The sequence below is a fragment of the Flavobacteriales bacterium genome, from assembly GCA_019694795.1.
Lineage (GTDB): Bacteria > Bacteroidota > Bacteroidia > Flavobacteriales_D > UBA2798 > UBA2798.
On the sequence record JAIBBF010000013.1, the window covers coordinates 43,346 to 69,972 of the forward strand.

Below are 26,627 nucleotides of genomic sequence, written 5' to 3' on the forward strand. Positions count from 1 at the left end.
TTTTATTTCTGAATCAACACTTTTCCAGCAAAACTTCCATCGATACGGATAAAGTAAATTCCATTGGATAAAGCAGAAACATCCATGGAAACATTTCCGGTTAGAGAACCACTCCATGAATTTTCAATTTGACCCGTTGCGTTAAATACTTCCACCTGTTTAAATGCAGATGCGGAAGAAATCACCATTCGATCGCTGGCGGGATTCGGATAAATAGAGAAACTACTCCCAACATTTTCTTCTACACCAACCACACAATTTAAACTGTTAAATGTCGATCCCAATGTGGCAGAAAAGAGACCAGTACCGTTTGGACAACGCTGCATGGAGATATCTGCTGTTTGCGCAGAAAACACAGAACTATCCAATACAGTTCCATCTGCTTTATTCAGATAAATACTTTCACCGGAAGCCGACAATTTAAAATTAGCATGGTACTCCAATGAAGAAGTATCCTGATCGCACCAGACAATTAAAAATGAACTGGGAGCAATAGTGGTGGCAGAGGGAAACGCCCATTTCGTAGGATTCGTTGCATCATCTGTTAAATACAAACCGAACAAACTTAATGTTGAAGTTGAATTGTTATATAGTTCCACCCAATCGCCGAACTTTCCATTGGCATTAGCAACTGTTGCGGTATTTTGTGCCATGTATTCATTAATGACCAGATCGCCGGAATTTAAATTGGAAACAGCGGCATCAATGGTATAAAATTCATATTCCGCACGTGCCGGAGAAAATAATCCTGCATTGTTGTTTTCAGTATAAATATAATATTGCATCTGTGCGCTGCCGCAAATAAAATAAGCTCCAAAAACACCATCTCCTGCTGCACCATCGTGATGCAAACCATCATCCATCATTTGTGTTTTATTAAATATTTCTGATTCATGATAACGATATCCTAAATAAGAGTACACCTGATTACTGATTTGTGCAGTAATCCACACTGTATCATTCAGGGTTGGAGAAGCCGGCGCATAGTTGATGTTGGACAACACCGGTGATACTTGTTGAAACTCCGTGGTGGAATTTAAATAGGTTGCCCGTGCATTCATCAACAAGGAAATACCGGGAATTGTCATTGGTCCGCTCGTTACACTTGTTGTAAGCGAATTCTGAAACTGCGTGTAGGTAAAAAATTTATAGGGGTCCGACTGCACTGCTGTATCAATAAGCGTCATGTAATCCTGCGCCATAGTTACATAGGCTCCATTAGTGAAAAACTCATTGGTAATGGTTTTCATGTGCGCAATATACATTCGTTTGTAGCGTGCGTCGCTGAGGATGTTTTTTATTAGGGGACGATTGGTGCTGGTGGAGTGTAGGGTTGGACTCATGTTCTGTTCTTGCGTTACAGAAAGTGGAGCACCAATTCCGGTCATGTTAAACCCACCAAAGCACATGTTCAAGTCCCAGATGATGGAATTAAATCTCCCATTATCATCCAGGTATTCGTAATAGTTTTGAGCAAAAGAACCGGTATAGCTGTCCAGATTTACAAGCACGTTATTAAATGCAAGCATCCAGATGGCACGGTCGATATCCATTATCTTTTCAATATTGCTGAAATTATTATTGAGAGAATCGCATAAACGGATTAAATCGGTCCAGCCAAAATCGGATTTAATTTCATACTTCGAATAGTATAAAGTACTATCCGTTCCCAGATACGATAGATTAGGGAGATTCCCTCCGCCAACAGTTTGCGGATTACATTTTACCAATGTATTCCCGAAAGAATAAAAATGCGTACCTACAAAATCTTTATTTATGGATTCTGCGTTACTATATAATCCTCTTAAACTTCCGTTAATATATACCTGAGCAAAATTACATTTTGGAGCATGCATGTAATTGCGAAGAATTTCATAAGAAAGCACTTCTCTAAACATGGATGGATCGGAAAACCCATTGCCTAATTTAATATCGGAAATTCCATTATAGGTGGTGTTGTGGGTATAATCCAACTCAATATGCAAAGGGTTCTTATTATTGTTGGCATTATAGGAACTGTTTCCTTTATATTTTACCCCCACCGAATCAAATTGTACGCCATTCACTTTTACCCACTCGGCCACAATATATCCTTCACTGCCTGCTTTGGCTGTGTCCAATTGATAATCCCAATTCGACTGTGTAAAGTAGATTTCTATTTTCTGAATATCCGGGCCATATAAATCCGTTTGTGCATTAACGGAAAGCATGCCGCAGAAAAATGCGATAAGTAAAGTAGGACGAATCATCATTGCCATTTTTGCTATTTCATGCAATAACGGTCAATTTCATTTTACATTTTGGTAATATATACCAAACATTAAAAATTGAAGATAAAATCATCTTCCCCAATGAGGAACGGTTAACGCATTTTATCGATGTACTCGAATAACAAGGCTTTTTGATTATCAGAATAGGGCACTTCTCGATCGTTGACCAAAACAAATCCTTTTTTAACGGCTTTGATTTTATCCAATGAAACAATAAAGGATTTATGTATGCGTAAAAAGCCCTTTCCTTCGAGCCGGCTCTCCATGTTTTTCATACTCATGCGGGTCACCAAAGGACGTGCTTGTCCGCTAAGATGAATTTTAATATAATCTTTTAATCCTTCCACCAAATAAATTTCATCGTAATGGACACGAATCAATTTATGATCCGCGTTTACGAAAAAATAATCTTCAGAAACAGAAGTGTCGACAAGCTCCGAATCTGTAGTTGGGTTGCGTAGTTCGAATAAATCTTTCGCTTTTAAAACGGCCTTTTCGAATCGATTAAAAGAAACCGGTTTAACCAGATAATCAACCAATGATAATTCATATCCCTCAAGAGCAAAATCGGGATATGCACTAAGGATAATTGCCATCGGTGGATGCTGAATTCCTTTTAAAAAATTAATACCGTTAATACCCGGCATTTGAATATCGAGAAAAATTAAATCGACTTTATGATCCGCCAAAGCCTGAGTTGCCTCTCTGGCATTATTGCAGGTGGCCACTAATTCTAAATAAGGAATCCTCCGGATATTATCCGCCAGCAAATCCAAAGCCAGTGCTTCATCGTCGACCGCAATACATTTAATCATGATCTGGAATATGTAGGATTACAACAAATTCGTTATTGATTGAAGTGATATTTAAATCATGGTTTCCGGGATACGTTAAATCCAATCGTTTTTTGGTGTTGGAAATCCCGATTCCGCTTGTCCTTTCCCTCGCCGACTGCGGATCGTAAGAGTTTCTGACTTCGAGAACAATCTGTTGATTACTCTGCGTTATTTTTATACTGATTTCAATTCGTTCGCAACTTGCGCTGTGTTTAAATGCATTTTCTACAAATGGAATAAATAACATGGGCGGAATCATGGTTGCTTCAAAGCCCGTAACATGTGCTTCAAAATGAATATCTGCACGATTACCAAAACGCATTTTTTGCAAATCGATATAATCTGAAATATAATCGATTTCTTTTTTTAGGGTTACACGATCTGCGTCCGATTCGTACAACATGTATTGCATTAAACCGGAAAGCTTAATCATCATCGGTTCGAGATCATCCGATTTTTTCCTGGCCAGTGATACAAATCCATTTAACACATTAAAAAGAAAATGCGGTGCAACCTGAGATCTTAAAAATGAAGTTTGGGTAATCAGATTTTCACGGATTAAATTTTCCTGTCGTTTTTCAAACTGCATGCGCTCAAGCACCAACCAGTAAATGGTACTAAGTGTTACAAACAATACAGGAGGAAAAAACCACATGCCAAAAGGTATTCCATGATGTGGTTCTTCAATGCCCATTCTTATTTCCATCAACTCGTGCTCATCCAATTCACGATGACGATGATGTCCGGGATGAAATTGCCAGGTGATCAGATAGCTGATGGAAAGTATAACCAATAAAAACAGACCATAATACACATACTTCTTTTCCTGAATGAGTTTGGGAAGTAAAAAATAAGCATTCACGTAAAATACGGTCACTAAAAACCCATCACTAATAAGGGAATGGAGGAAATGTCCCCCATGAAAAATAAACCTTCCCTCGATAAGCGCATAACTTTCCGGGAGCAAAAAAAACAATGCCCAAAAAAGTATATGGAGGTAATAGTTCGACTTCATGCTTACTGCAAACAACGGAAATATGAATGAAATATCATGCTAAATGAAGGCTATTCGACGAAAGTGGAAAAAGTCGCGACGTCTAGCCCGGTTTTGATTTAGACAGGGAATTAAAATATTCCAACAACACCTTGGTTTTAGCCGGACCAATGACTTCCGCAATTTTAGATTCTTCAGCTTCTTTCAGTCGTTTTAAGGATTTAAACACCTTCATTAATTGCTCCATGGTTTTTTCACCAATTCCGGGAATGGAGGTTAATTCACTTTGAATAGCTCCTTTACTTCGCCGGTTGCGGTGATGAGTAATTCCAAAACGATGCGCTTCATTCCGCATGTGTTGAATTACTTTTAAGGATTCAGATCGTTTATCGATATACAACGGAAGACTGTCGCCCGGATAATAAATTTCTTCCAATCGTTTGGCTATACCCACAATGGCAATTTTTCCGCGAAGTCCTAATTTCTCTAAACTATTTAATGCAGCACCTAATTGACCCTTTCCACCATCAATAACAATTAACTGGGGTAATTCCTGTTTTTCTTCCAATAAACGGGAATAACGTCTGAAAATGACTTCCTCCATTGTAGCAAAATCATCCGGTCCTTCTACCGTCTTTACATTAAAATGGCGATAATCTTTTTTGCTCGGTTTTGCATTTTTAAAAACCACACAAGCAGAAACCGGATTTGTACCCTGAATATTGGAATTATCGAAACATTCAATGTGTCGAGGAAGTTCCGTCAACCGCAAATCTTTTTTCATCGTCTCCAAAATGCGCTCGGTAGATCGTTCAGGATCTTTAACACTTTCCTGACGATGTTTGTCCATCATGTAATACCGTGCATTTCTCTCCGATAATTCGAGTAACTGCTTTTTATCGCCACGCTGGGGAACAGTAACTAAAATCTGATCGTATTCCAGTTCAAACGGAACGATGATTTCTTTCGCATCACTTTGAAATTTTTGACGCAACTCCGTTATGGCAATGGTGAGAATTTCATCATTGGGCTCATCGAGCATTTTTTTAATTTCCAGTGTATGACTCTGAACGATTGAACCATCGATAACCCTAAAATAATTAACGTAAGCAAACTTATCGTCGTTAACAATGGAAAACACATCCACATCACTCACTGTGGAAGAAACCACCGTAAATTTTGATCTGTAATTTTCGAGAATATCAATTTTCGTTTTTAATTCCTGTGCTTTTTCAAATGCCAACTCCTGACTGTAAATTTTCATTTTCTCGCGAAGCTGTTTTAATACCTGCGACGTATTCCCCTTGATCAGATAACGGATATCGGCAATCATCTCATCATATTCTTCTTCACTTTGTTTGGCTTCGCAGGGTCCTTTACAATTTCCAATATGGTACTCAAGACAAACCTTGAACTTCTTTTTTGCGATATTTTCTTCGGAGAGATTGAGCTGACAGGAACGGATGGGATACATTTGGCGGATTAATTCCAGCAAGGACCACATCATCTTTACATTAGCGTAGGGTCCAAAATAACTGGAACCATCTTTTTCCTTTCTTCGCGTATGATACACCCGGGGGAAAGCTTCATTCGAAATACAAATCCATGGATAGGTTTTATCATCACGCAACATGACGTTGTAACGCGGACGAAGATTTTTAATCAGATTGTTCTCCAGCAAAAGCGCATCGAGTTCCGTCTCCGTTACAATGACTTTCAGATCCACAATTTTGGAAACCATAATGGTGATTCTTCCGCTATCGTGTTCCTTATTAAAATAAGAACTAACTCTTTTTTTAAGATTTTTAGCTTTTCCTACATAAAGAAGTTTGCCTTCAATATCGAAATACTGATATACACCGGGAGAATCCGGTAAAAGCGAAACTTTTTGTTTGAGGTCCTCCTCCATGTAAAAAAATTATTTTCCGGTGCTTCCGAATCCCCCTTCACCACGTGCAGTTTCTGTTAACACCTCCACCTCTTCCCATTCTGCGCGTTCGTGTTTGGCAATAACTAATTGGGCAACTCGTTCTCCGTTTACAATCTGAAATTCTTCTGCACTTAAATTAATCAGAATTACACCAATTTCTCCTCTGTAATCTGCATCTACGGTACCCGGACTGTTCAACACGGTAATTCCTTTTTTTAACGCTAATCCTGAACGCGGGCGAACTTGTGCTTCATAACCAACCGGAAGTTCAATAAATAAACCCGTAGGAATTAATCGTCGCTCTAAGGGTTTTAACAATACCGTTTCAGTTAAGTTGGCACGTAAATCCATTCCGGCTGATGCAATGGTTTCATAAGTCGGAAGCGAATGCGAAGATTTATTAATGATTTTGATTTTCATGGGTCAATTTTTTTGGTTTTTCCATCATCCATACTACGGCGACAAATAAAATTAATAAGAACGAATGAATGATAAAACGTTGAAGTCCCCACTCCATATCTATCCATGTACTCGCAAAATAAATGGCGAATGCAAGCGACAAATAAAAAATGCTTTTCCAAATTTTATAAGGAACGGGGTAAAATTTCTGTCCGAGAAAATAGCTAATCAACATCATGCTTCCGTAGCAGATAAAAGTGGTCCATGCCGACGCTACATAAGCGTATTCCGGAATAAAAATATAATTGAGTACCAAAGTAAGCGTTGCACCAAAAATGGCGATGTAGGCCCCATACATGGTATGTCCGCTTAACTTATACCAAATACTTTGGTTGTAATAAATTCCTAAAAAGATATTAGCGAATAATAACACTGGAACAATGTGCAATGCTTTCCAGTAATTTTCATTGGGAACAAAATGTTTAAGGACATCGATATACAACATCACTCCCAGAAAAATTACAGCACAAACAATTACAAAATAATTCATCACGCGTGCATAAACCTCTCTTGAATTCTTTTCTTTCTCCTGAGCAAAAAAGAAAGGTTCCGCTGCATAACGAAAGGCCTGAATGAATAAGGTGATTATAATGGATAGTTTATAAATGGCACTATAAATTCCAACCTGAGCAGATGCTGCTTCTTCACCGATTTTGGGAAGTAAAATATGTTTCAGCATGATCCGGTCGATGGTTTCATTGATCATCCCCGCAAATCCCGCTACCAAAAGTGGTAATCCGAACAACAGCATTTTCTCGAGTAAAGAAAAACTCCATTTGCCAAAAGCTAAAATCATTTCAGGCGCCAGCAAAATGAATTTGACAAAACTCGAAATCAGATTTGCAATAAAAACATATCCCACGCCGATGGAAGGATCATAAAACGTTTCGGTGAGCCAGTTGGATTGTCCGGATTTTACCAGTGGCATACAATAGGCCAGAAAAAATAAATTTAAACCGATATTGACAAGAACACTGAGAATATTGACCACCGCAAATCGAACCGCTTTTCCTTCGGCACGCAGATAAGCCATTGGAATGGAGGATAGCGCATCTAATCCCACCACAATGGAAAACCAGACTACATATTCAGGATGTTCTTTATATCCGAGTAAATCGGCTAATGGAACAGCAAATAAAATACAGGTAAAAATGAATACGGAAGAAGAGCTGAACAATGTCCAGAACGTGGTAGCAAATACACTGCGCTTATTGAATTCGTCCTTGGAGTAAAAACGGAAAAAAGCCGTCTCCATTCCATAGGTGAGAAAAATAATAAGAAAGGAAACATACGCATACATTTCACTAATAACACCATATTCCGATTCAGAAAAAACAGAACTGCTGGTGTGAAGTGGTGTAAGAAGGTAATTCAGAAAACGCGCAACAATGGAACTCAATCCATAAATTGCCGTTTGCGATGCCAGTTTTCTGATTACACTCATAGAGAAAGAAAAAAGCCCACCCGAAGGCAGGCTGATTGATTAATTTTATTTTCCGCTGAATTGTGGCTTTCTTTTTTCAAGAAATGCTGTTGTACCTTCCTTAAAATCTTCGGTGCCGAAACATTTTCCAAATTCTTTCACTTCCTCCTGCATACCATCCATGCCGGCAATAAATCCTGCATTAACAGCACGAATTGCACTAGCAATGGCCGAAGGAGAATTTTTCATCACCTTATTGGCAATTTCCTCACATTTTGCTATCAATTCGGCTTGTGGTGTTACATAATTAACTAAACCGTATTGCAATCCTTCTGCAGCTGTAATCATTCCCGCCGTAAAAATCATTTCGAACGCTTTTCCTTTTCCCACCAATTGAGCAAGGCGTTGCGTTCCACCATAACCCGGAATTACACCGAGTGATACTTCGGGCAATCCCATTTTTGCATTATCTGATGCAACACGAATGTGACAACTCATGGCCAGTTCGAGTCCGCCTCCCAATGCAAATCCGTTTACAGCGGCGATAATGGGTGTGGATAAGCGCTCTGCAAATGTAAATAAGCGATCGTGACCATCCTTACTCAAAGCCTTCCCTTCTTCCACTGAAAAAGCGGCAAACTCAGAAATATCAGCACCAGCAACAAAGGCTTTTTCACCGCTACCGGTGAGAATGATTGCACGTACAGAGGTGTCTTCATCAGCACGTTGAAGTGCTGTGTGTAATTCGGTAATAGTATCGCGGTTAAGAGCGTTGAGTTTATCGGGACGATTAATGGTAATGTATGCGATTCCGTTTTCGGTGCGGAACAGAAGATTCTGGTAGTTCATAAGCATTGTGTTTTTACAAAAATAGCAAAAGCCCGATGTAAAAAAAGATGTTTTTTAAGGGTTAGGCAGAATGGACCGGTAAGGCCACGAAAAAACCTGTGCCTGTGCCCCAGGAAGTTTCAAACCATATCTTACCATTGGCATTTTCCACAATGTTTTTTACCATGGCAAGACCAAGTCCCATTCCGGTTGATTTAGTCGTAAAATTCGGCGTAAAAATTTTATCAATTTTTTCCGGAGCGATCCCTGTACCATTATCCCTGATCTCCACCACAAAGCGATCCTCATTCTTCTTCAGGTAAACATCCACTTTACCCATTTTATTCTCAGGAATGGCCTGAATGGCATTTTTTATGAGGTTATTGAACACCCGCACCATTTGGTCCTTATCTGCATAAATAATGGCTTGCTGCAAATCCATTCGGGCAATTTTCACCTGAACATCGGGAGTGTCCTTATACAATTCAACTGCATTGTTTAAAACCGTACACAAATCGATTAACTCTTCCTGCGCTTTCGGCATTTTGGCAAAATTGGAAAACTCAGTGGCGATATTTGACAAGGCATCGATTTGTTCAATTACCGTATGCGTAAAGCGATTTAATTTTTCGTTCCAGTCCGGATCTTCGGGACGCAGGGAGCGTTGCATGTGTTGTATGCTTAAGCGCATGGGTGTAAGCGGATTTTTAATTTCATGCGCCACTTGCTTGGCCATTTCGCGCCATGCACTTTCCCTCTCCGATTTTGCCAATTCCACAGCATAATGTTCCAACTCACTCACTTTTTTATTGTACTCTTCCACCAGCGATCCGATTTCATCTTTTCCCTTATAGGCAATCGGCTTATTGGTTTTCCCCAGTTGGATATTTGCAAGACTTTGCTGAACAAGACGCAATGGTTTTGTAATCCAGTTCGAAACAAACAATGCTGCAAGAATGGATAATGCAAACAGCACTACAAAAATATTGAGAATAGCCACCAGGAAGCTCGATAATTCCGTTTCCAATGCGCTTTGTTTGGCAAAATATGGCAGGTTGAGATATCCCAGTAATTCATTGTGATCGTTAAGCAAAGGAACATAAGCGCTCAGGTAATGCATATTACCGATGACTTCATCCTGAATGAATTCACTGTTTTTCTCATGTGTCATTTGATGAAATGCTTCCGGATTCATTTGCGAGGATAATAATCCACTCTGGAAAATTTTGGGACGAGAACTCGCAATTAAAGAACCGTCTTTATCGTAAAGGTTTATGTCGGACAAAAACACCGATGAGAATTTATCGAGAATATAGCCCACATAATTTTTTAGTTCTTTACCTAATTCCTGTTCCCTGCCCAATTTATGTGTCACCTCTATTCTTACACTTTGAATCTTTTCTGAAATAATGTTGTGATTTTTTTCCTGGTATTGATCCGCAATAAAATAACGCGTTCCCAATCCAAATAACACCAGCGAAATCAGTAATACGCCCACCAATAAGAACTGTACTTTACCTTGAAGACTTAAATGAATTGCTGTTATTCCGCGCGATAATTGTTTTAATGAAAATCCGGTTATAACAATCAAACAGAAAAGCGTAAATAAATACGAGAATGATGTTGCCTGATTGATAAAACGCTCTTCGGGTCGGCTTAGAATAAGCATGGTTCTATCGTCGACCTGATAAAACAAATGATCGTAATTGTTTTCCTTCCTGAATTCGTATTTCGATTTTAATGCAGGATAATGACTACTCAACAAACTGTAGCGGTATGACCCAAAGCGGTTAACCTGAACGCTGTCCACATAACGGGCATAGGAATATTGATGGATCACATCAATTTTATTAGATCCCTTGTCCATTAACAATTCCGGGAATCCAATATCCTCCGGAATTTTTTTACTTCTCAATTCGCAAAATAAAAATCCTTTTGGCGATTCATTACGGAGGCTTACGGGAAGTTTAATTACATAACTGAGTTTATTGACTGAATTATAAATAAAATTCATGTTGCCGCTGAACTTGGACGGTACGCCATTTTCGAGAATGATATTATCCAATTCGGAAAATTCGCGCACCGGTGCAAATCCTTCCAGGCCGAGCGGTGTGCTATCGGAGGAAAACAAATAATACTGAATATCGAAATTGTTCCAGTCGCCCGAAAAATATTTTTTTTCAAGCTCCTCTTCAAATTGTGTTTTAGAAAAATTACGTGTTGAATCGAAGGCATTATTAAGCACATTACTTCTTAATAGATCCGTCTCCATTTCAGAATATAAAATTTCGACAATAGGATCCTCATCGGTGGCCAGTTTCTCTGCAAGCACAATTCGGTTTTGACCTTCTTTAGCACTGGTAAATTTAGATAATGCATGCGCCGTAAAGCCGGAAAAGGTTAGCAACAGCAAAACAGTGACATTAAAGCTTACTGTTTTCGTTTTAGAATAATAATGCACATAAAAGAGTACCCCCAATACAAAAACCGGCCAGAGAATTAGTAATAAATCGCGCTGACCAATGATGTGTTGTATCACCAAATCGATGATGGCCAAAAGTGCAACCACCAAAAACATGTTTCGCGGTTTCGTTTGCATGGAGACACTGGTTCTGAATGCAAATTCACAAAACAGATAAAAAGCAAAAAAGAGTAATCCAATTATGATAAATCCAACAAAACTATAAAGCGATAAATTGAAAATATTATTGATGTTAAACTCAATATTGGAGTCCTCAATCAATCCCTTTAACAATACGCCTATAATAAATCCATACACCAGAATCAGCAAGACCATGGCCCCGGAGAGTACGGTTGCCAGCGTTTGATTTCCTGCCAGTCGGTAAGAAAAAGCACGCGACCGGGCATCGAGAAAATAAAAAACGTAGAGAATTAAAAGAGCATTAATTAAAAAATCACCCAGTGATGGTAAAAAGAAAGATGCCGCAAATAAATCCGGTTTGAACAATTCAAATTCATACAATGCAGAGGGAAATTCCATGACCAATGACCAGTACCGTAGTAATCCCACACTAAAGACTAACAATATAGAAGCGTAAAACGATCCAACAAATCGCTCAAGATTAATGCATTCTTCCTTTAGGAAACGGACAAGAAGTACCATTCCTCCCAGTAGCAATACCGCAATAAAATACAAAGCCGAATCGGATCGCGCATCGTTTTCATTGAGCATTATGCCAAATAGAAAATCTCCTTCTCCCGATTGAATGGAAATTAAATCGTCGGAGGGTTCATCCATTAACATGGCTGTTTCGGGAATACCAAATGCCGGATGAAAAGCATCGGAAAGAAATTTATTCCGGTTCAGGTAATCGTGACGCAGAAGGTATAGTCCGACAATCGTTCGTTCTTCATCCACCTGTTTGCGAAAATAACGGTACCAACCATTGCGCAACTTCAATACACCTTTGTTGCTCATAGAAGCCAGTTGCAAACTATCGGGCAAAGAATGTGCGGTAGTCCAAAATTCTGCTATTCCATTTTTAAAAACGAAAAGCGATTTGTTATCCTCATTTCCCAGTGATTTCAGCAATAATTCTGAACGCTCAAAAATGGTTTCCGATTTATTTTCATTGAGAATACGCTCCAGTTGATTCATGCTGGAACCCAATTCCGCATCCAGATCAACAATGGCGGATTCTACCTGTTCACGCAGCGAATCATGATCCAGCGCAACAAAAGATGATTTGTAGAGCGAACTTCCTGTCCAAATCATTCCAACGGCTATAATCAAAACCGTGTAACGATGAAAAATGATATTTTTTATTTGCTGCATCATTTCACCCGGTGATAATATTCGGGAACATTAAATCCGCCTCCGGATACGAATGTCTGCATTTGAATTTCATTCAGGTTAAGTAAATAAATGGTGCTGCCATTGATGGTTTTTCGGGTATAGCCGGGACTGTTTTTTATCAGCAATTCATTCTGTTCGGTTTCATGATCTACGGCGGACCAAATTATGGAGTACTGTTCATTTTCTTTTTTCAACTCAAGAAGATAAACCGTCCATTTCCCTTTACCGGATCGTGTACTAAAGAAAAATTGTTTATCCTTTCCCTTCAGCACCATGCTATCGCAAAAACGAAAAACCGTTTGCTCGAATTCGAGTCCGAAAATCAACGTATCGTTTTTCATTACCACTTCAACGGGACGATCGGGATAAACGCCATACAACAAATTATCGCGCAAGTGCCAATTGTTCTGCGCCATTAATTCCGAGCGTGCAATCACCACAGGTGTGATCAATCGCATGCGGATAGAATCTTTACGGATCATCATGGTAAGCAGGGTATCCTTTTTGCTTCGATAGTCGCCCAGCAGCTCGTCGGGGAATTGTTGCAGCGCTTTGGCATTGGAGGGTTGTGCTTGTGTAAAATAAAAGGAACTGCCTTCCTGAGCGTATCCCTGAAGGAAGCTTCCAAGCGTAACAAGTATCAAAAAAAGTATTCGCATAAGATCGTTTAGGGTTGTACCTTTATCCCATCAAAAGGTATTCCATAAAAATATGCAAAAAAGGTGGGTATTTGCGAAAGCATTGAAAGAAGTTGAGTCGACACAAGCAATTGCGCTTTTAGAGGAGAAATTGCAGGTACCTGAGCTGATTGCCCGTTTATTGGTTCGCAGGGGAATTCATAGCTACGAGGAAGCCAAATCTTTTTTCCGTCCATCACCCGGTGAAATGCCCGATCCCTTTTTGATGAAGGACATGAATAGAGCGGTGGACCGTCTCCAACTTGCTATAGCGAATAAAGAAAACATACTGATTTACGGCGATTATGATGTTGACGGAACCAGTTCGGTTGCATTGGTATATGCCTATCTAAGCCGATTTCACGAGAACATCGACTATTACATTCCCGACCGATACGCTGAGGGCTACGGGATTTCAACCCAAGGGATTGATGCAGCGGAAAATAGTGATGTGAAGCTGATTATTGCATTGGACTGCGGCATAAAATCTATTGACAAAATTCAATACGCCAAAGAAAAAGGAATCGATTTTATTATTTGCGACCATCACCGTCCCGGTGACGAATTACCGGATGCCGTTGCAGTTTTAGATCCCAAACGTGAGGATTGCGCCTATCCCTATAAAGAACTTTGCGGTTGCGGAGTGGGATACAAACTATTGCAGGCCTGGACCAGAAGCACCCAACGAGACGAGAATGTCCTCTTCGAATACATCGACCTTGTGGCTGTGGCCATTGCTGCAGATATTGTTCCTATTACCGGAGAGAACAGAATATTTACCTATTACGGATTAAAAAAAATCAATGAATCGCCAGCGCATTGGGTAAAAGCCATTTTGCTTTTATCAGGAAAAACATTGCCGCTCGATATTTCTAATCTCGTATTTATAATTGCACCACGCATCAACGCAGCAGGAAGAATCGACTCAGGAAAAAATGCAGTTCGTTTACTTACCTCACAGAGTGAAAAAGAAGCACTGGAATGCGCCTCGCAAATTGACCAGAACAATGATGAACGAAAACATCTGGACAAAGAAATTACACGCCACGCATTGGAGTTAATTGAAGCGAATGAACAATTAAAAGTTGCCAAAACCACTGTATTATTTCACGACAGCTGGCATAAAGGAGTGGTAGGCATTGTGGCTTCACGTTTAACCGATACCTATTATCGTCCCACAATCCTCCTTACCAACAACAATGGAAAACTAACGGGATCTGCCCGCTCGGTGCGCGATTTTGATGTGTACGACGCCATTGAAGCGTGTAGTCATTTACTGGAGCAATTCGGGGGACATAAATATGCCGCAGGCTTAACCTTATCGATTGAAAATTTTGAAGCATTCCGTGATGCGTTCGAAAAACAAGTGGCAGCTACCATTCCGGATGAACTTTTGATTCCTGCCATTGAAATTGAAGAAGAAATAAGTTTTGAATTACTTCGCAAATCGAAACAGGAAGAACTTCCGCGCTTTTATAGAATACTTAAACAGTTTTCACCTTTTGGTCCCGGAAATATGAACCCTGTATTTGTTGCGAAAGGATTGAAGGATTCCGGACTTGCACGTTGTTTAAAGGATGAGCATTTAAAAATGAGCGTTTATCAGAATGATAAGTCGCTGCAATTTGATGCCATTGCATTTGGAAAGGGGAATTTATTGAATGAAATTCTGAGTGGTAAAAAATTCGATATGGCCTTTACGCTGGAAGAAAATTACTGGAACGGAAAAACTTCTTTGCAGTTAATGGTGAAAGATATCCGAATTACAGAAGAATAGGTTTATTCTTCAGAAGGCAGTAAATGATCGAAATTTACCGCAGTATAAAACCAACACACTTCCGAAACCTCATCGCCATTAAGGGCGCTGTCGCCAAGATCGATGTGCGAACGAAAATCGGTGTATCCCAATTCGGTTTCTTCAAAATCGAAACCCTGCTCGTCCAATTCGGCAAGTGTTTCTTCCATATCGGCAAAGATCTCCACTTCGGTTTTCCCGATGATTACAATACCATCCAGCACTTCCACCGATTCCAGTTCATTGTAATCGTTAAATCCTAATCGAATCCAATCTTCTTCATTTCCCAGCAGTTGCTCATAACTATCTTCATTGGCAAATCGACCCTCGTTTTTTGCTGCATCATAGTGAAGCAGTTTGCGTAAAACATCACGCTTAGTGCCAAAAAACAATTCCAATTGGGCATTATCTACAGAATAAATACCGGTGTGCTCAACAAATTTCCAGGTCATGACCATTATTTTCTGCCAATATAGGCTGCTTATCGTACATTTGAAAAAAATAAATGCGCATGTCAGGACTTGGTCACTATAACGATTTCACCATTCTACGTTTTCTCGAATTTGGAGCCCTGCTGGATGGTGGCGAATGGGGCGAGTTGAAACTGGCCAAACGCTGCATTCCCGATGGCGCAAAAGCGGGTGATGCGGTTCGTGTGTTTTTATATACCGACTCCGAAGATCAACCTGCCGTAACCACGGATGCACCATTGTGTGAAGTCGGTGATTTTGCCCTGCTGGAATGTTTGGAAGTGAACAACTATGGCGCATTTCTCGATTGGGGCATTCCCAAGGACCTGATGGTTCCTTTTAGAGAGCAAAAACAAAAAATGGAACCGGGCCGGCAATACATGGTTTACGTGTATGTGGACGAAAGCAGTAAACGTATTGTGGCCTCTTCGAAAATTGAGCGTTTTCTGGACCAAACATTTCCCCGCTTTGAAGAAGGTCAGGAAGTAAAAATTAAAATTTGCGGTCAGAACGACCTGGGATATAAAGCCATTATTGAGGGCACGCATAGTGGAATTTTATACCGCAATGAAATTTTCCGTAAGCTGCGTATTGGAGAAGAATCTACTGCCTTTGTAAAAAAGGTGAGAGAAGACGATAAAATTGATTTGATACTGGATCGTCCCGGTCCCAAAAAAGTTGATGCACTCAGTCAGAAAATTCTCGACACACTTGCCGACAGAGGGGGCTTCATCAATGTAACGGATAAAAGTGATCCTGAATTTATTTCCATGCTTTTCGGTGTAAGTAAAAAAACCTACAAAAAAGCGGCCGGAGCATTATATAAAGCAAGAATGATCCGCATTGAGGATGACGGCATTTATTTAAACAGCGAAACCCGATCCGGAAGTAAAAAGTAAGCGAATACAGGGTTTACCGTAACGAATGGATTCATCACTTAAATAAATTTCGAGTCCCGTTTCGGAATTGATCCACGAAAAAATGCCGGCATCCGAATGAGCTTCACCCTTTTTCAGGGTGATTTGTTTCCGAAAGGATTCCATTATTTCGTTCAGAAATTCCGGATTATTCGAGAACGCAAGCAAATCCATTTCAGAAATTTCTCCATTCAGCAAGCGAATTGAAAATTCAAAATACGCATTGCTTTGTCCGCACATTGGAATGGAGTCGATCGTTTCAACCGGAGTCTCCACCAATGGAAAACCAATTCGGTGTTCCGCTAACTTAACCGATGGGTCTCCCAAGCGCAAACCTAAAATATCACCATCTGTGGTGGAGAAAAAAAGTTCTGCCACACATTCTTCCGGTTGCAGAAGAAGATCCATCGGATTTTTCTTTTTGCCTTTACAGGATGCCAGGCAAAGTAAGATCGACAACAACACTAAAATTCTCATGCAACAAAACAATAAAAAAGCCGGTGAACGAGCAACTAATTGGAACTAATATTTAATTTTTCATATACATCCATCAGTACCTGTACATCAGCTCTGCAATAGGCTGCTATTCCACTGATATTTCCATCTTCCCAATAGGCCTTCGCCACCTGGTCGCCGCTCATGGAATGTTTGGGCGATTCCAGATCGAAAACATGGGCCAATAACTCGAGCGAAGTAAAATGCTTGTAGTCGCCAAACTTCCACCAGTCCATCGTATCAATATGCTGAATCTCCCATGGTTTTTTATGCTGAAGTTGTAATTCTTCCGGCAATGGAATTCCGCGAATGAGCATCCGGCGCGCTAAAAAGGGGAAGTCAAATTCCTTTCCGTTGTGTGCACAAAGTATTGCTCCTTCGGGAAATTCTTCCCGTAAAAAATTTTTGAATTGATAGAGGAGGCGGATTTCATTATGACCATATATCAATTTGCTTTTCCTAGTTTTCGTTTTTCCTCTTCTTCCGTACCAGGCCAATCCGATACAAACCACCCGTGCAAACTCTGCATAAATTCCGGCTTTCTCGTATAGCTGCTCTACCGAAAGTTCAGAATGTTTTATGGAGGACTTCATTTTTAATTCAAAAAGTCGCTTTCCCTGAGGATCTAGGTCCTTAAAATGATAAATCAGTGGCACCGTTTCTATATCTAAAAAAAGGATTGCCGATGAAGAATTTCTCATGGTGCAAAATAGATGCAAATTCGGATTCAATTGAAATCAAAAATTCTTCAAATTTTCATTTCGGCAAAGTCCCAGTATTCTTGTAAAATGGAAGGATAATGTTATTTTTATAAAAAATCAGCATGAGAAAGAGTCTCGTTTTAATTCTGCTTATCCTATTTGCAGCTTGCGGAAAGCAATTTGATGCCAAGGAATTCTATTCCTATCCCAAAGCAACTTCAGTTTTTAAATCGTTTGATGAAAACTATGTGATGCCCGATGGCAAATTCATCGAGTTTCAAAAACGACCTGATGGATATTTTGTGATAGTAAAAAGCCAGAACGATCCCGACAAAATCGAAAACGAATACTTGTATTGGTCGAAAAAAACAAACCAATATGAACCATTACCCGCTTCATTTCGAAAATCAGGGGAGTATTATCGTTCGACAGCTATGAGTTATTATGCCGGACAAATCTATGCCTTTGATCACTCGCTCTATTATAATTATCCCGAAGCGGCAGATGAAAGTATTGCACAATTAGAAGGCGTTGAAAATCTCGACGACACCCTGATGGAAGCTTTGGGTCGTGCCTATTTTTCGAAAGCGGAATCGTTATTAGGTGATAAAAAAGTGGGTAATGAACGAACTTTTTTACGTGCGGAGAATAAGGACGAATACATTGACATTTGCAAAAAAGAAAACGAAACCTACGAAGTCATCCGTAAACGTAATCCCGAATACGAAGTGTTGGTTGGAAACATCGGAACAAAAATAGCGCATGATAAAGTCACCGCCTGGAGCGAATTAAAAATGGCAGGATTTGATGCGGATGCTGCTGCATTTTTAGAGGATAATATTTATAGTAAAGCACTAATTGCCTATGCCAAAAACCTGTTGAATTCTTGTCCGGATAATGCCATCTTATTTACCTTCGGCGATAGCGATACCTTTCCTTTGTGGTATGTGCAGGAGAAAATAAACTGGAGAAAAGATGTTGCAGTGATCAATACCAGTCTGATTAATCTACCACATTATTTGTTGTACAGCAAAAAACAACATCGTTTAAGCACGACGTTGAGTGATGATTTTTATCAGCATCGTTCTTCGGAAGTAGCTTTGTTTAACAATGGCGTTTTTAAGACGAGTCCTCCTGCAGTGCGGGATGAATTACTATCCATGGAGCAGAATTATAAATCGCTTGGTGAAAATAAAAACGAGTATGTTACCATCCCCGACCGAATAATGGCGCTGTCCAATCCCAAAGCCCTTCAGGATTCTTCCTATTGGTTTGAGATTAATTTTGATTTTAAGAACCCTTACCTGATGCGTTCTGAAATTTTCCAGCTGGATCTCATTCAAAATCATTTTTCCGAAAGAGCGATTTGTTTTTCGCAATTGTATCAGAATACCATTTTAAAAGCCTGCGATAGGAAAAATCTAATTGGTATGGTGCAATGCATTGATCCAAAAAAACCGGTGCATGAAACAGAAATCGGAAGTTTTTTGATCGATCCTTATTTGAATCACGCTTTGTATAAAGAAAAATTTATTCTTGATTTTGATCCGGAAGACCTCCAGCGAAACAGTCACTTTCTGGATGCATATTATGTGTTTTACACTCAAACCGCCGAAGCCTATTTAAGCGAGCAAGACAGCAGCAAAGCTAAAATGCTGATCGAAGAACTTGAACAAAAGATTCCGGTGAAAGAACTAAAAGATGCCGAAATGAGCTGGTTTAGACTTGCAACTTTCTATTTTAACATAGGAGAACTCCAAAAATCTTCTGAATATTGCAAAAGCATTTTGAATTCGGTGGAGCGCGCTCTGCAACAACATCTCGCCGAAGATGAAAGTGTGTTTTACCTGATAAAAAGTGGCATGCTTAAAGATATAATCAGCAAGATCAATCAGAAACAACTGCAATCAAAATATCAGGAACTGGAACAAAACTATTATTCCAGATATCCCTCCACCATTAACCCTTATTCACTCTAAGATGGCCGAAGTATTAGAACAAATTCTACGAACCAGGTTTAAATCGCTCAACGATGAAGCCTTGATTCAGGACATTCTCGAAAACGGGAAACTGCATACCTGCAATAAGGAAGAGACTATTATTAGTCCCGGCGCCTACATTAAAATGGTTCCGCTCATTGTGTACGGATCCATTCGCATCAGCAGGCTCGACAACGACGGTAAGGAAGTTTATCTCTATCATTTACATCCGGGTCAAACCTGTGCCATATCGCTCAATTGCTGTATGAGTATGAAGCCTTCCGAAATCACTGCCATTGCCGAAGAAGAAACAGAATTTGTTTCCATCCCGGTGATGCTGCTCGATGAATGGACAGTGAAGCATAAGGCCTGGAGAAATTTTATGTTTGAAACCTATCGCGAGCGTTTTCATGAATTGATTGAGACCATCGACAATATTGCATTTCATAAACTGGATGATCGTCTGGTAAAATTTTTATCCGACCAAAGCAAGGCCAGCAAGAGTAAAACATTAAATCTCACCCATCAGCAAATTGCCAACTCCCTGGGTTCTTCCAGAGAGGTAATTTCCCGCTTGCTCAAACAACTGGAACGCGATGGAAAAGTGAAGCTCGGCAGGAATGAAGTCAGCCTGCTTTCGTGATTTGTGTGAGAAAAGTCACTTCCCCGCTTTTCGATTTGAACTAGTTTTGCGTCAGAAATAAATCGAAAAGTCATGAACATTAAAGACCTCGTTAACGACCCAAAAACCGTATTAATCGACGTAAGAACGCCTATGGAGTACCAGGACCAGCACGTTGAAGGTTCTCTGAATATTCCACTGGATACTATTCCCGAAGAAGTAGAACGCATCCGTTCGATGAATGCTCCGATAGTAGTTTTCTGTCGCTCCGGCGCAAGAAGCGGACAAGCGATGATGTATCTGCAGCAGTCGGGCATCAGCAATGTGCACAATGCCGGTGGAATAGGCAACGTATTAATTTTAAAAATGAACTAAGATGATGGGCTTACTTAAAAACCTGTTTGGAAGTAAAACCGATTTCAGAGCCATGATGAAAAATGGAGCTGTCATTATTGACGTCCGCACACCACAGGAATACAAAGGTGGTCACATCAAAGGCTCCTTGAATATTCCGCTCGACAAAATCGAATCTCAGGCAGAATCCATCAAGAAAAAAGGCAAGCCGGTAATTACGGTTTGTCGTTCCGGTGGAAGAAGTGGAATGGCAGCAGATATTCTTCGCAGAAAAGGAGTAGAAGTAGTCAATGGCGGACCCTGGAATTCGCTTCAACGCAACATTCAATAATGAAACACATCAATTGGGTTCGGATAATTCGCCTGCTCTTAGGTGCAACATTAATCGGATCGGCCTGGTATGATCACGAGCCTCTCTTCTACTTGCTGGGAGCCTTGTTTTTAATCCAGGGAATATTTAACCTCGGATGCAGCAACGGTGTTTGTCGCATTCCCGGAATGAAAGAAACCACCATCGATAAAAAAGAAATTGAGTTTGAAAAAGTGGGTGAATAAAAATCGATTGTGGTTGATTGGTAGTCTTGCAGGAGCTGTTGCCGGATATGTGTATTGGCGTACAGTAGGGTGCAGTAACGGCTCTTGCATGATTACTTCCACATGGTACATTTCAACCTTGTATTTTTCCATTGGAGGCGCATTATTATTTGCCTCATTTCGCAGTGAATCAAAAAAGACTGATTCCCATTAAGCAGATATCATCCACCTGCTCCAGATCTCCTTTCCAATCCGTAATTACCTTTTGCAAATGAGCTTCCTGTTCACGGAGTGATTGGGCAGAGATTTCGCTGAGCAATTTTTTCAGATTCGATTCCTTGAACTTTTTACTTTTTACACCACCAAACTGATCGGCATACCCATCGGAGAATAAATAAAGCATATCATTCTCCTGCAAGTGCACCTGATGGGTGGTAAAAGGTTTTGCATGTTCAAAGCGACCAATGGGTTGTTTATCGCCTTTAATTTCCAAAATCTCTCCACTCCGGATAATCACCAGTGGATTATTTGCGCCCGACCATAATAATTCTTTTGTATCGGTACAAAAGGCACAGAGTGAAATATCCATTCCGTCTTTCACCTGATCTGAATCGCTGCTGAATGTTTCGATTACCAGATCGCGGACTTTATCCAATATTGAACCGGGTTTTAAAATCTGAAATTCATTAACCGCCCGATGCAAAGCGTTGGAACAAACTACACTCACCATAGCACCAGGAACGCCATGTCCCGTACAATCGGCTACCGCAAAAAACAACCATGTTTTACCATCGGCCGATTTCGATTTTTCCATCCAGTAGAAATCACCCGCAACCACATCTTTAGGTTGATAATAAATAAAGCTTTTAGGAAAGTGATCACGAATAAATCCGCTTGCCGGTAAAATTGCTTCCTGCAATCGCTTCGCATAGGCAATGGAATCCATCACCTCACGGTTTCGCTCTTCTACGATTTCTTTTTGTCGCTGAATAATTTCCTTTTGAGAACTGATTTCCTCATGCGCTTTCTTTTTCGCACGATAACCACGATAAAGTGAAACCAGAAAAATAAGCAGGAAAAAGGTTCCGAAACCGAACAAAATATTGACACGTCTGGTCATGGAAATTTCCTGTTCAGCCAATTTGCGTTTATGTTCCGCCAAAGCCGTTTTACTCCGTTCCGATTCAACTTTTGTTTTCTCTTGTTCGAGTAACGTTTTTTTCAGATCATTTTCTTTCTCTAATAATAAAATGGATTTCTCACGCGCCTCATTTTCTGCCGATTCTCTTTCCAGTTCTTCTTGTTTACGAAGTAAGGAGAGCTGACTAATTGTTTTATCGCGATTCAAAACTTCGATCAATTGTTCTTTCTTGGCATTTTCATATTTGGCTTCCAGTTCACCCAATTGCTTTTGCTTTTCGGAATTCAAAGATGAATCGCGAATGGCAATGTATTTCGTTTGGTATTCGTATGCCTTTTCAAATTTCCCCGAACCGGCAAATGCCTTGTGCAATCCTTTGTATAAATACTGCTGAGAAAAAAGATCCTCATCTTCACTCATCATCGATTCTGCCTTAAGCAAATACGGAATAGCCTGCTCATAATTTTTATCCAGCTCTACAAGATCAATTCCAATCGCCACATTGGCATTGTAAACGCAATTGGTATTATCTTCCTTCTCACAAATTGCCAGTCCTTTTAATTTGGTTTCGAGTCCTTCCCTATTTTTCCCTTGCTCGTAATAGGTAATTCCCACGTTAAGCATCAAGGGACCTAAAAACGATTTTAGAGGTCCCTCTGTTTTTTCCAAAACCTGAATCGCTTTTTGGAAATAGGATATCGCCTCATCGTACTTCTTTAAATTTTTAAGTGCTGCTCCTGCGGTATTGTAACAATCCAATAAATCGTATTCATTTCCGGAACGCTGCGCATAGGGTAAAGCCAGATCAATCGATTTGCGGGTATCTTCCCATTTTTCGAGACGGAAATAATAATAGGCCATGTCAATATGCGCCGAAGCCATGAACATATCATTGCCTTTTAAAACATCCTGACCATAATTAATTTTATCGGTCAACACCTCAAATAATTTCACCTGATTACTTTGTTTACCCAAAAACCAACGGTAACCATCAAAGGCATCAATAACACGTTCAGGATCTTTATAAAGTTTGGCTTCATTTACCGACAAGGCAAAATGTTCATCCGCTTCCTTTATTTTTTCAGCCTGAAATGCAGCACGTGCCCATTGTTCATGCGCCATACTTAAACCTCGATGTTCTTCTAAAGGTTGAAAGAGTTGAATTGCACGTTTGGAATAATCAATGGCTTTATCATTTTTAAAATTTCTGCGATAGACTTCAGCTAAAGCTGTATTTCTTTTTCCTTCGAGCAATGGATTTCCTTTACTAAAGGATTCGATTCGCTCACAAACTGCAATACCTGCATTAAGGTCCTTCTTAGATAATTTTCCTGCGAGCTGCGCCAATTTATCGGCCTTTTCGGCATCGGAAATTTGAAGTTGAATTATTCTATCGGATTCTGTTTTCCATTCCGGATCCTGCGCATTCGTCACTAATGCCAAAAAAAGAAAAATGAATAAAAAATAAATATGTTTCATACCAATTGTTCGAGGTAAAAGGAGGACATCACTGTTTTTCCATCCTTAATTATTCCATTTCTACATTCAGAAATAAACTGTTGTACACCCATCTCTATCCGTTCGATGTATTCATTTTCCTGTTCGAGTCCGCCCCCAACTGAAATACGGTCTTGTTCGCTGACCTCAGCTAAAAACAAATGATACGTTTCAGAAGTGTATCCCGGTGAAGCGTAATAGCTGCATAATTTTTTTATTCGTGCAGGATTAATCCGATAGCCGGCTTCCTCTTCGGTTTCACGTATCGCAGCGTGCAAGGGATCTTCATCGCCATCCAATTTTCCGGCAACTAATTCGATTAATGCTTCACCTGCATCATTTGCTACGGCATATCGGTACTGCCGAATAAGAATGACTTTCTCTCTCGCAGGATCCCAAAGTAAAACAGCTGCTGCATCTTCGCGGTCAATCTTTAAACGTGAAAAAGAAACGCTCTGATCGTTCGAATCTATTCCTGAAATTTCTGCTTTACGAATCTTTATCCGGTCGTCGAACACCAGTTTTTCGTCTGCGATAATTAATTTTTTTAATCTCATTTCGTTGAAAAGACAATACTGAAATGGGTATTGGGATTTTTAGTTAATGCAATGGTTCCGTTTAATTGTTCCAAAAAAGAACGGATGATGGTCCAACCCGTTGTAGAAATTGTTTGTATATCCACCTCCTCCGGAAAACCACTTAAGCTTTCTTCCATTTCTATGCGGACAAATTCATCGTTTTTTATTAATTCAACAGCAACATTTCCGGTTTTAACATGACAAAATCCATGTTTAAATGAATTGGTAAAAAGTTCATTAAACAACAATCCAACCGAAACAGCAATTCGACCCGGAATGGTAATCTGATCTCCCTTAATTTCTATTTCTACCTCTTCACATCCGGAACTCACCCGAAGCATTTCGAATAAATTTTTTAAATAGGTGTTTAAACAAATCATTTCGAAGTTTGCCTTTTCATACAGCAATTCATGAATAAGCGCGGTCGATTTAATTCGCTGCCTGGTTTTCTGCAAAGCATCACGCGAATGATTATTCTCTGCAACGATTTCCTGCAATTCCACCAATGAAGAAATAATGGCCAAATTGTTTTTCACACGGTGGTGAACTTCGTACAATAGATTTTCTTTTTGGCGAAGTGTTTCTTTTAATTGCTCTTCCCTTTTAATTCGTTGATGGATGTTTCGCGATAATACGGATATACCGATTACTTCTCCATTTGCATCTATCACCGGGTGATAATGGTTTTCGAAAAAGTTGGGTTTGCCATCCACCTCATACAATTCCACTTCCGAAATCTTCTCGCCATTAAATACGCGATCGAAAACAGAAGTTTGGTGACCTAAAATTTTCGGGTCGATATATTCAATTATCCGAATTCCCTTTATCAATTCTTTACCGGTATTTGCCTGAAAATTTTTGTTCATCACCTCATTGAATTCAGCAATCCTCAAATGGCGATCGAGGGACAAGACGCCATCTTGCGTGGTATTCATAATTGCTCTCAATTTGTAATCTTTAAGCAAAGCTGAAAATTCCACATCTTTTCGATCCTGAATATCTTCCAGTATAAACGACAATCGCAATTGTCCCAATTCATTTTTAAACGGCGTAACATAAGCCATGTACCAGTTTTTCCCTTTGGCAGATAATGCTTCAAGTTCAAAATTCATGGTCTTATTTTCCTTTATGGCTCTTTCGGCATAAATGGAATAACGATCGTGATAGGCTAATAAAATGAAATCAAAAACTGGTCGACCCAACACATTTTCTGCGCTGTACATGCCTTTGTAATGATTCACATACGTAATGGAATGGTCAGCAGGATCCACCTCAATAATTTTATGAGGAAGGCTTTCAAGTAAATGAGCACTACTGATCATCGTGGGCTGCACCTTGTCTGGAATTTGGATGCTTAAAGTACGCAAAAAATGTACTTCGGTAGTGGATTATTCCCACTTTTTCAAAATCGCCTCGATTTGTTTAGGATATCCCCCTCCAAATAAACATGCATGTACCAACAAGGGATATAGTTGAGCAATTTCTACCCGCTCCTCCCAACCGCTTTGCAGAGGAAAAGACTCCTGATATGCTTTATAAAAACGGGGATGGAATCCGCCGAATAATTTCGACATGGCAATATCCATTTCGCGGTGACCATAATAAACAGCGGGATCGAATAAAGCGGCTTTGTCCACATCTAAAATCATCACATTCCCGCTCCACAAATCGCCATGCAACAAGGCCGGTAATTCGATTGGGAAAAGATGTTCCAGTTTCACATACAATTTTTGAAATTGCTCATACAAATTCCGCGAAATTTTCTTTTCAAGCAAAGCCTTCATGGCCATGGGTTCTAATCGCTGCTGCACATAAAAATTCCACCAGGAACTGTTTTCCTGATTCACTTGTATCAGTGAGCCGATATAATTCTGGTTTTTCCAACCGTAATGTTCACCATGTTGCTGGTGAATACGTGCGAGACCATGACCCAAAACTTCCCATCCTTTCGCGCTATTGGTCTCTGATTTTATCCGATCGTCCTTTTCCAAAAATTCTAAAACCAAATATGAAGAGGATTTAAAACTTCCTGAAAAATAAACCTTCGGTACTTGTAAAGCTCCTGCTTGATGCAACAGTTGGAGTCCTTCTTTTTCGTGTTCAAACATTTCCGGAAATTCAACGGCATCATTTCGTTTCAGGAAAAAATCACCCTGTGTGGTATGCAATACAAAACATTCGTTGATGCTTCCACCATGCACCATCTCTGCAGAAATAATGGAAATTTCTGCTTCAAAATAAGCACTGAGTTTTTGCTGGATATGAAGGGAAAAGGGGCTCGACTTCATGTGGACTTCTACGCAAGAATCC

Annotated in this window: 24 protein-coding genes; 8 read left to right on the forward strand and 16 right to left on the reverse strand. The window is 39.9% G+C overall.

Annotated features, from left to right (window positions below; translation table 11 throughout):
* Positions 1-2 precede the first annotated feature (2 nt).
* The 9 genes from K1X56_06315 to K1X56_06355 all read right to left on the reverse strand — a co-directional run bounded on the left by K1X56_06315 (position 3) and on the right by K1X56_06355 (position 13,216).
* Complete coding sequence (locus K1X56_06315) at positions 3-2,258, reverse strand: CotH kinase family protein (protein MBX7094318.1); 2,256 nt, start codon at positions 2,256-2,258, stop codon at positions 3-5.
* 104 nt (positions 2,259-2,362) lie between these two features.
* Positions 2,363-3,085, reverse strand: a complete 723-nt coding sequence (locus K1X56_06320) for a LytTR family DNA-binding domain-containing protein (protein ID MBX7094319.1) — start codon at positions 3,083-3,085, stop codon at positions 2,363-2,365.
* Positions 3,078-4,082 carry a histidine kinase gene (locus K1X56_06325; protein MBX7094320.1) on the reverse strand — a complete coding sequence of 335 codons (1,005 nt, stop codon included), beginning with the start codon at positions 4,080-4,082 and terminating at the stop codon, positions 3,078-3,080. The genes K1X56_06320 and K1X56_06325 overlap by 8 nt, the downstream gene beginning before the upstream one ends.
* Positions 4,083-4,203: 121 nt before the next feature.
* A complete protein-coding gene (gene uvrC, locus K1X56_06330; GenBank protein MBX7094321.1) occupies positions 4,204-6,009 on the reverse strand; it encodes an excinuclease ABC subunit UvrC in 1,806 nt (601 codons plus the stop codon).
* Positions 6,010-6,018: 9 nt separating this feature from the next.
* On the reverse strand, positions 6,019-6,450 hold the full coding sequence (dut, locus tag K1X56_06335) for a dUTP diphosphatase (GenBank protein MBX7094322.1): 432 nt from the start codon (positions 6,448-6,450) through the stop codon (positions 6,019-6,021).
* Positions 6,431-7,933: an oligosaccharide flippase family protein gene (locus K1X56_06340; protein ID MBX7094323.1), complete on the reverse strand. Its 1,503-nt coding sequence runs from the start codon at positions 7,931-7,933 to the stop codon at positions 6,431-6,433. The genes dut and K1X56_06340 overlap by 20 nt, the downstream gene beginning before the upstream one ends.
* Positions 7,934-7,978: 45 nt before the next feature.
* Complete coding sequence (locus K1X56_06345) at positions 7,979-8,761, reverse strand: enoyl-CoA hydratase/isomerase family protein (protein ID MBX7094324.1); 783 nt, start codon at positions 8,759-8,761, stop codon at positions 7,979-7,981.
* Between the two features lie 61 nt (positions 8,762-8,822).
* A complete protein-coding gene (locus K1X56_06350; GenBank protein MBX7094325.1) occupies positions 8,823-12,539 on the reverse strand; it encodes a GHKL domain-containing protein in 3,717 nt (1,238 codons plus the stop codon).
* The gene (locus tag K1X56_06355; protein ID MBX7094326.1) at positions 12,536-13,216 is read right to left on the reverse strand and encodes a hypothetical protein; all 681 of its coding nucleotides are present in this window, start codon (positions 13,214-13,216) and stop codon (positions 12,536-12,538) included. Before K1X56_06355 ends, K1X56_06350 begins: the two co-directional genes overlap by 4 nt.
* 52 nt (positions 13,217-13,268) lie before the next feature.
* Here K1X56_06355 and recJ point away from each other — a divergent pair, with 52 nt between their 5' ends.
* Positions 13,269-15,011, forward strand: coding sequence for a single-stranded-DNA-specific exonuclease RecJ (recJ, locus tag K1X56_06360; GenBank protein MBX7094327.1), 1,743 nt, complete (start codon positions 13,269-13,271; stop codon positions 15,009-15,011).
* A 2-nt stretch (positions 15,012-15,013) separates the two neighbouring features.
* Here recJ and K1X56_06365 read toward each other — a convergent pair whose 3' ends face one another.
* A complete protein-coding gene (locus tag K1X56_06365; protein ID MBX7094328.1) occupies positions 15,014-15,481 on the reverse strand; it encodes a hypothetical protein in 468 nt (155 codons plus the stop codon).
* Between the two features lie 59 nt (positions 15,482-15,540).
* On the opposite strand from K1X56_06365, the gene K1X56_06370 reads away from it, so the two are divergent.
* Complete coding sequence (locus K1X56_06370) at positions 15,541-16,398, forward strand: GntR family transcriptional regulator (GenBank protein MBX7094329.1); 858 nt, start codon at positions 15,541-15,543, stop codon at positions 16,396-16,398.
* On the opposite strand, the gene K1X56_06375 is transcribed toward K1X56_06370, so the two are convergent.
* Both K1X56_06375 and K1X56_06380 read right to left on the reverse strand, forming a co-directional pair.
* Positions 16,363-16,893: a hypothetical protein gene (locus K1X56_06375; protein MBX7094330.1), complete on the reverse strand. Its 531-nt coding sequence runs from the start codon at positions 16,891-16,893 to the stop codon at positions 16,363-16,365. The genes K1X56_06370 and K1X56_06375 overlap by 36 nt on opposite strands.
* Before the next feature lie 35 nt (positions 16,894-16,928).
* Positions 16,929-17,612 carry a ribonuclease H-like domain-containing protein gene (locus K1X56_06380; protein ID MBX7094331.1) on the reverse strand — a complete coding sequence of 228 codons (684 nt, stop codon included), beginning with the start codon at positions 17,610-17,612 and terminating at the stop codon, positions 16,929-16,931.
* 122 nt (positions 17,613-17,734) lie between these two features.
* Between K1X56_06380 and K1X56_06385 the strand changes: the two genes are divergently transcribed.
* From K1X56_06385 to K1X56_06410, 6 genes are all read left to right on the forward strand, one after another.
* A complete protein-coding gene (locus K1X56_06385) occupies positions 17,735-19,591 on the forward strand; it encodes a hypothetical protein (GenBank protein MBX7094332.1) in 1,857 nt (618 codons plus the stop codon).
* Position 19,592: 1 nt separating this feature from the next.
* The gene (locus tag K1X56_06390) at positions 19,593-20,234 is read left to right on the forward strand and encodes a Crp/Fnr family transcriptional regulator (protein ID MBX7094333.1); all 642 of its coding nucleotides are present in this window, start codon (positions 19,593-19,595) and stop codon (positions 20,232-20,234) included.
* Between the two features lie 72 nt (positions 20,235-20,306).
* Entirely contained in the window at positions 20,307-20,588 is a 282-nt protein-coding gene (locus K1X56_06395; GenBank protein ID MBX7094334.1) for a rhodanese-like domain-containing protein, read from the forward strand.
* Between the two features lies 1 nt (position 20,589).
* The gene (locus K1X56_06400; protein MBX7094335.1) at positions 20,590-20,898 is read left to right on the forward strand and encodes a rhodanese-like domain-containing protein; all 309 of its coding nucleotides are present in this window, start codon (positions 20,590-20,592) and stop codon (positions 20,896-20,898) included.
* On the forward strand, positions 20,898-21,122 hold the full coding sequence (locus K1X56_06405) for a hypothetical protein (GenBank protein ID MBX7094336.1): 225 nt from the start codon (positions 20,898-20,900) through the stop codon (positions 21,120-21,122). The genes K1X56_06400 and K1X56_06405 overlap by 1 nt, the downstream gene beginning before the upstream one ends.
* The gene (locus K1X56_06410) at positions 21,103-21,315 is read left to right on the forward strand and encodes a hypothetical protein (GenBank protein MBX7094337.1); all 213 of its coding nucleotides are present in this window, start codon (positions 21,103-21,105) and stop codon (positions 21,313-21,315) included. The genes K1X56_06405 and K1X56_06410 overlap by 20 nt, the downstream gene beginning before the upstream one ends.
* On the opposite strand, the gene K1X56_06415 is transcribed toward K1X56_06410, so the two are convergent.
* From K1X56_06415 to K1X56_06430, 4 genes are all read right to left on the reverse strand, one after another.
* Complete coding sequence (locus K1X56_06415; protein MBX7094338.1) at positions 21,292-23,685, reverse strand: tetratricopeptide repeat protein; 2,394 nt, start codon at positions 23,683-23,685, stop codon at positions 21,292-21,294. The genes K1X56_06410 and K1X56_06415 overlap by 24 nt on opposite strands.
* Before the next feature lie 32 nt (positions 23,686-23,717).
* Positions 23,718-24,296, reverse strand: a complete 579-nt coding sequence (locus tag K1X56_06420) for an NUDIX hydrolase (protein MBX7094339.1) — start codon at positions 24,294-24,296, stop codon at positions 23,718-23,720.
* Complete coding sequence (locus K1X56_06425) at positions 24,293-25,651, reverse strand: PAS domain-containing protein (protein ID MBX7094340.1); 1,359 nt, start codon at positions 25,649-25,651, stop codon at positions 24,293-24,295. Before K1X56_06425 ends, K1X56_06420 begins: the two co-directional genes overlap by 4 nt.
* A gap of 54 nt (positions 25,652-25,705) precedes the next feature.
* On the reverse strand, positions 25,706-26,627 hold a 922-nt coding region (locus K1X56_06430; GenBank protein MBX7094341.1), incomplete at its 5' end, for a fructosamine kinase family protein.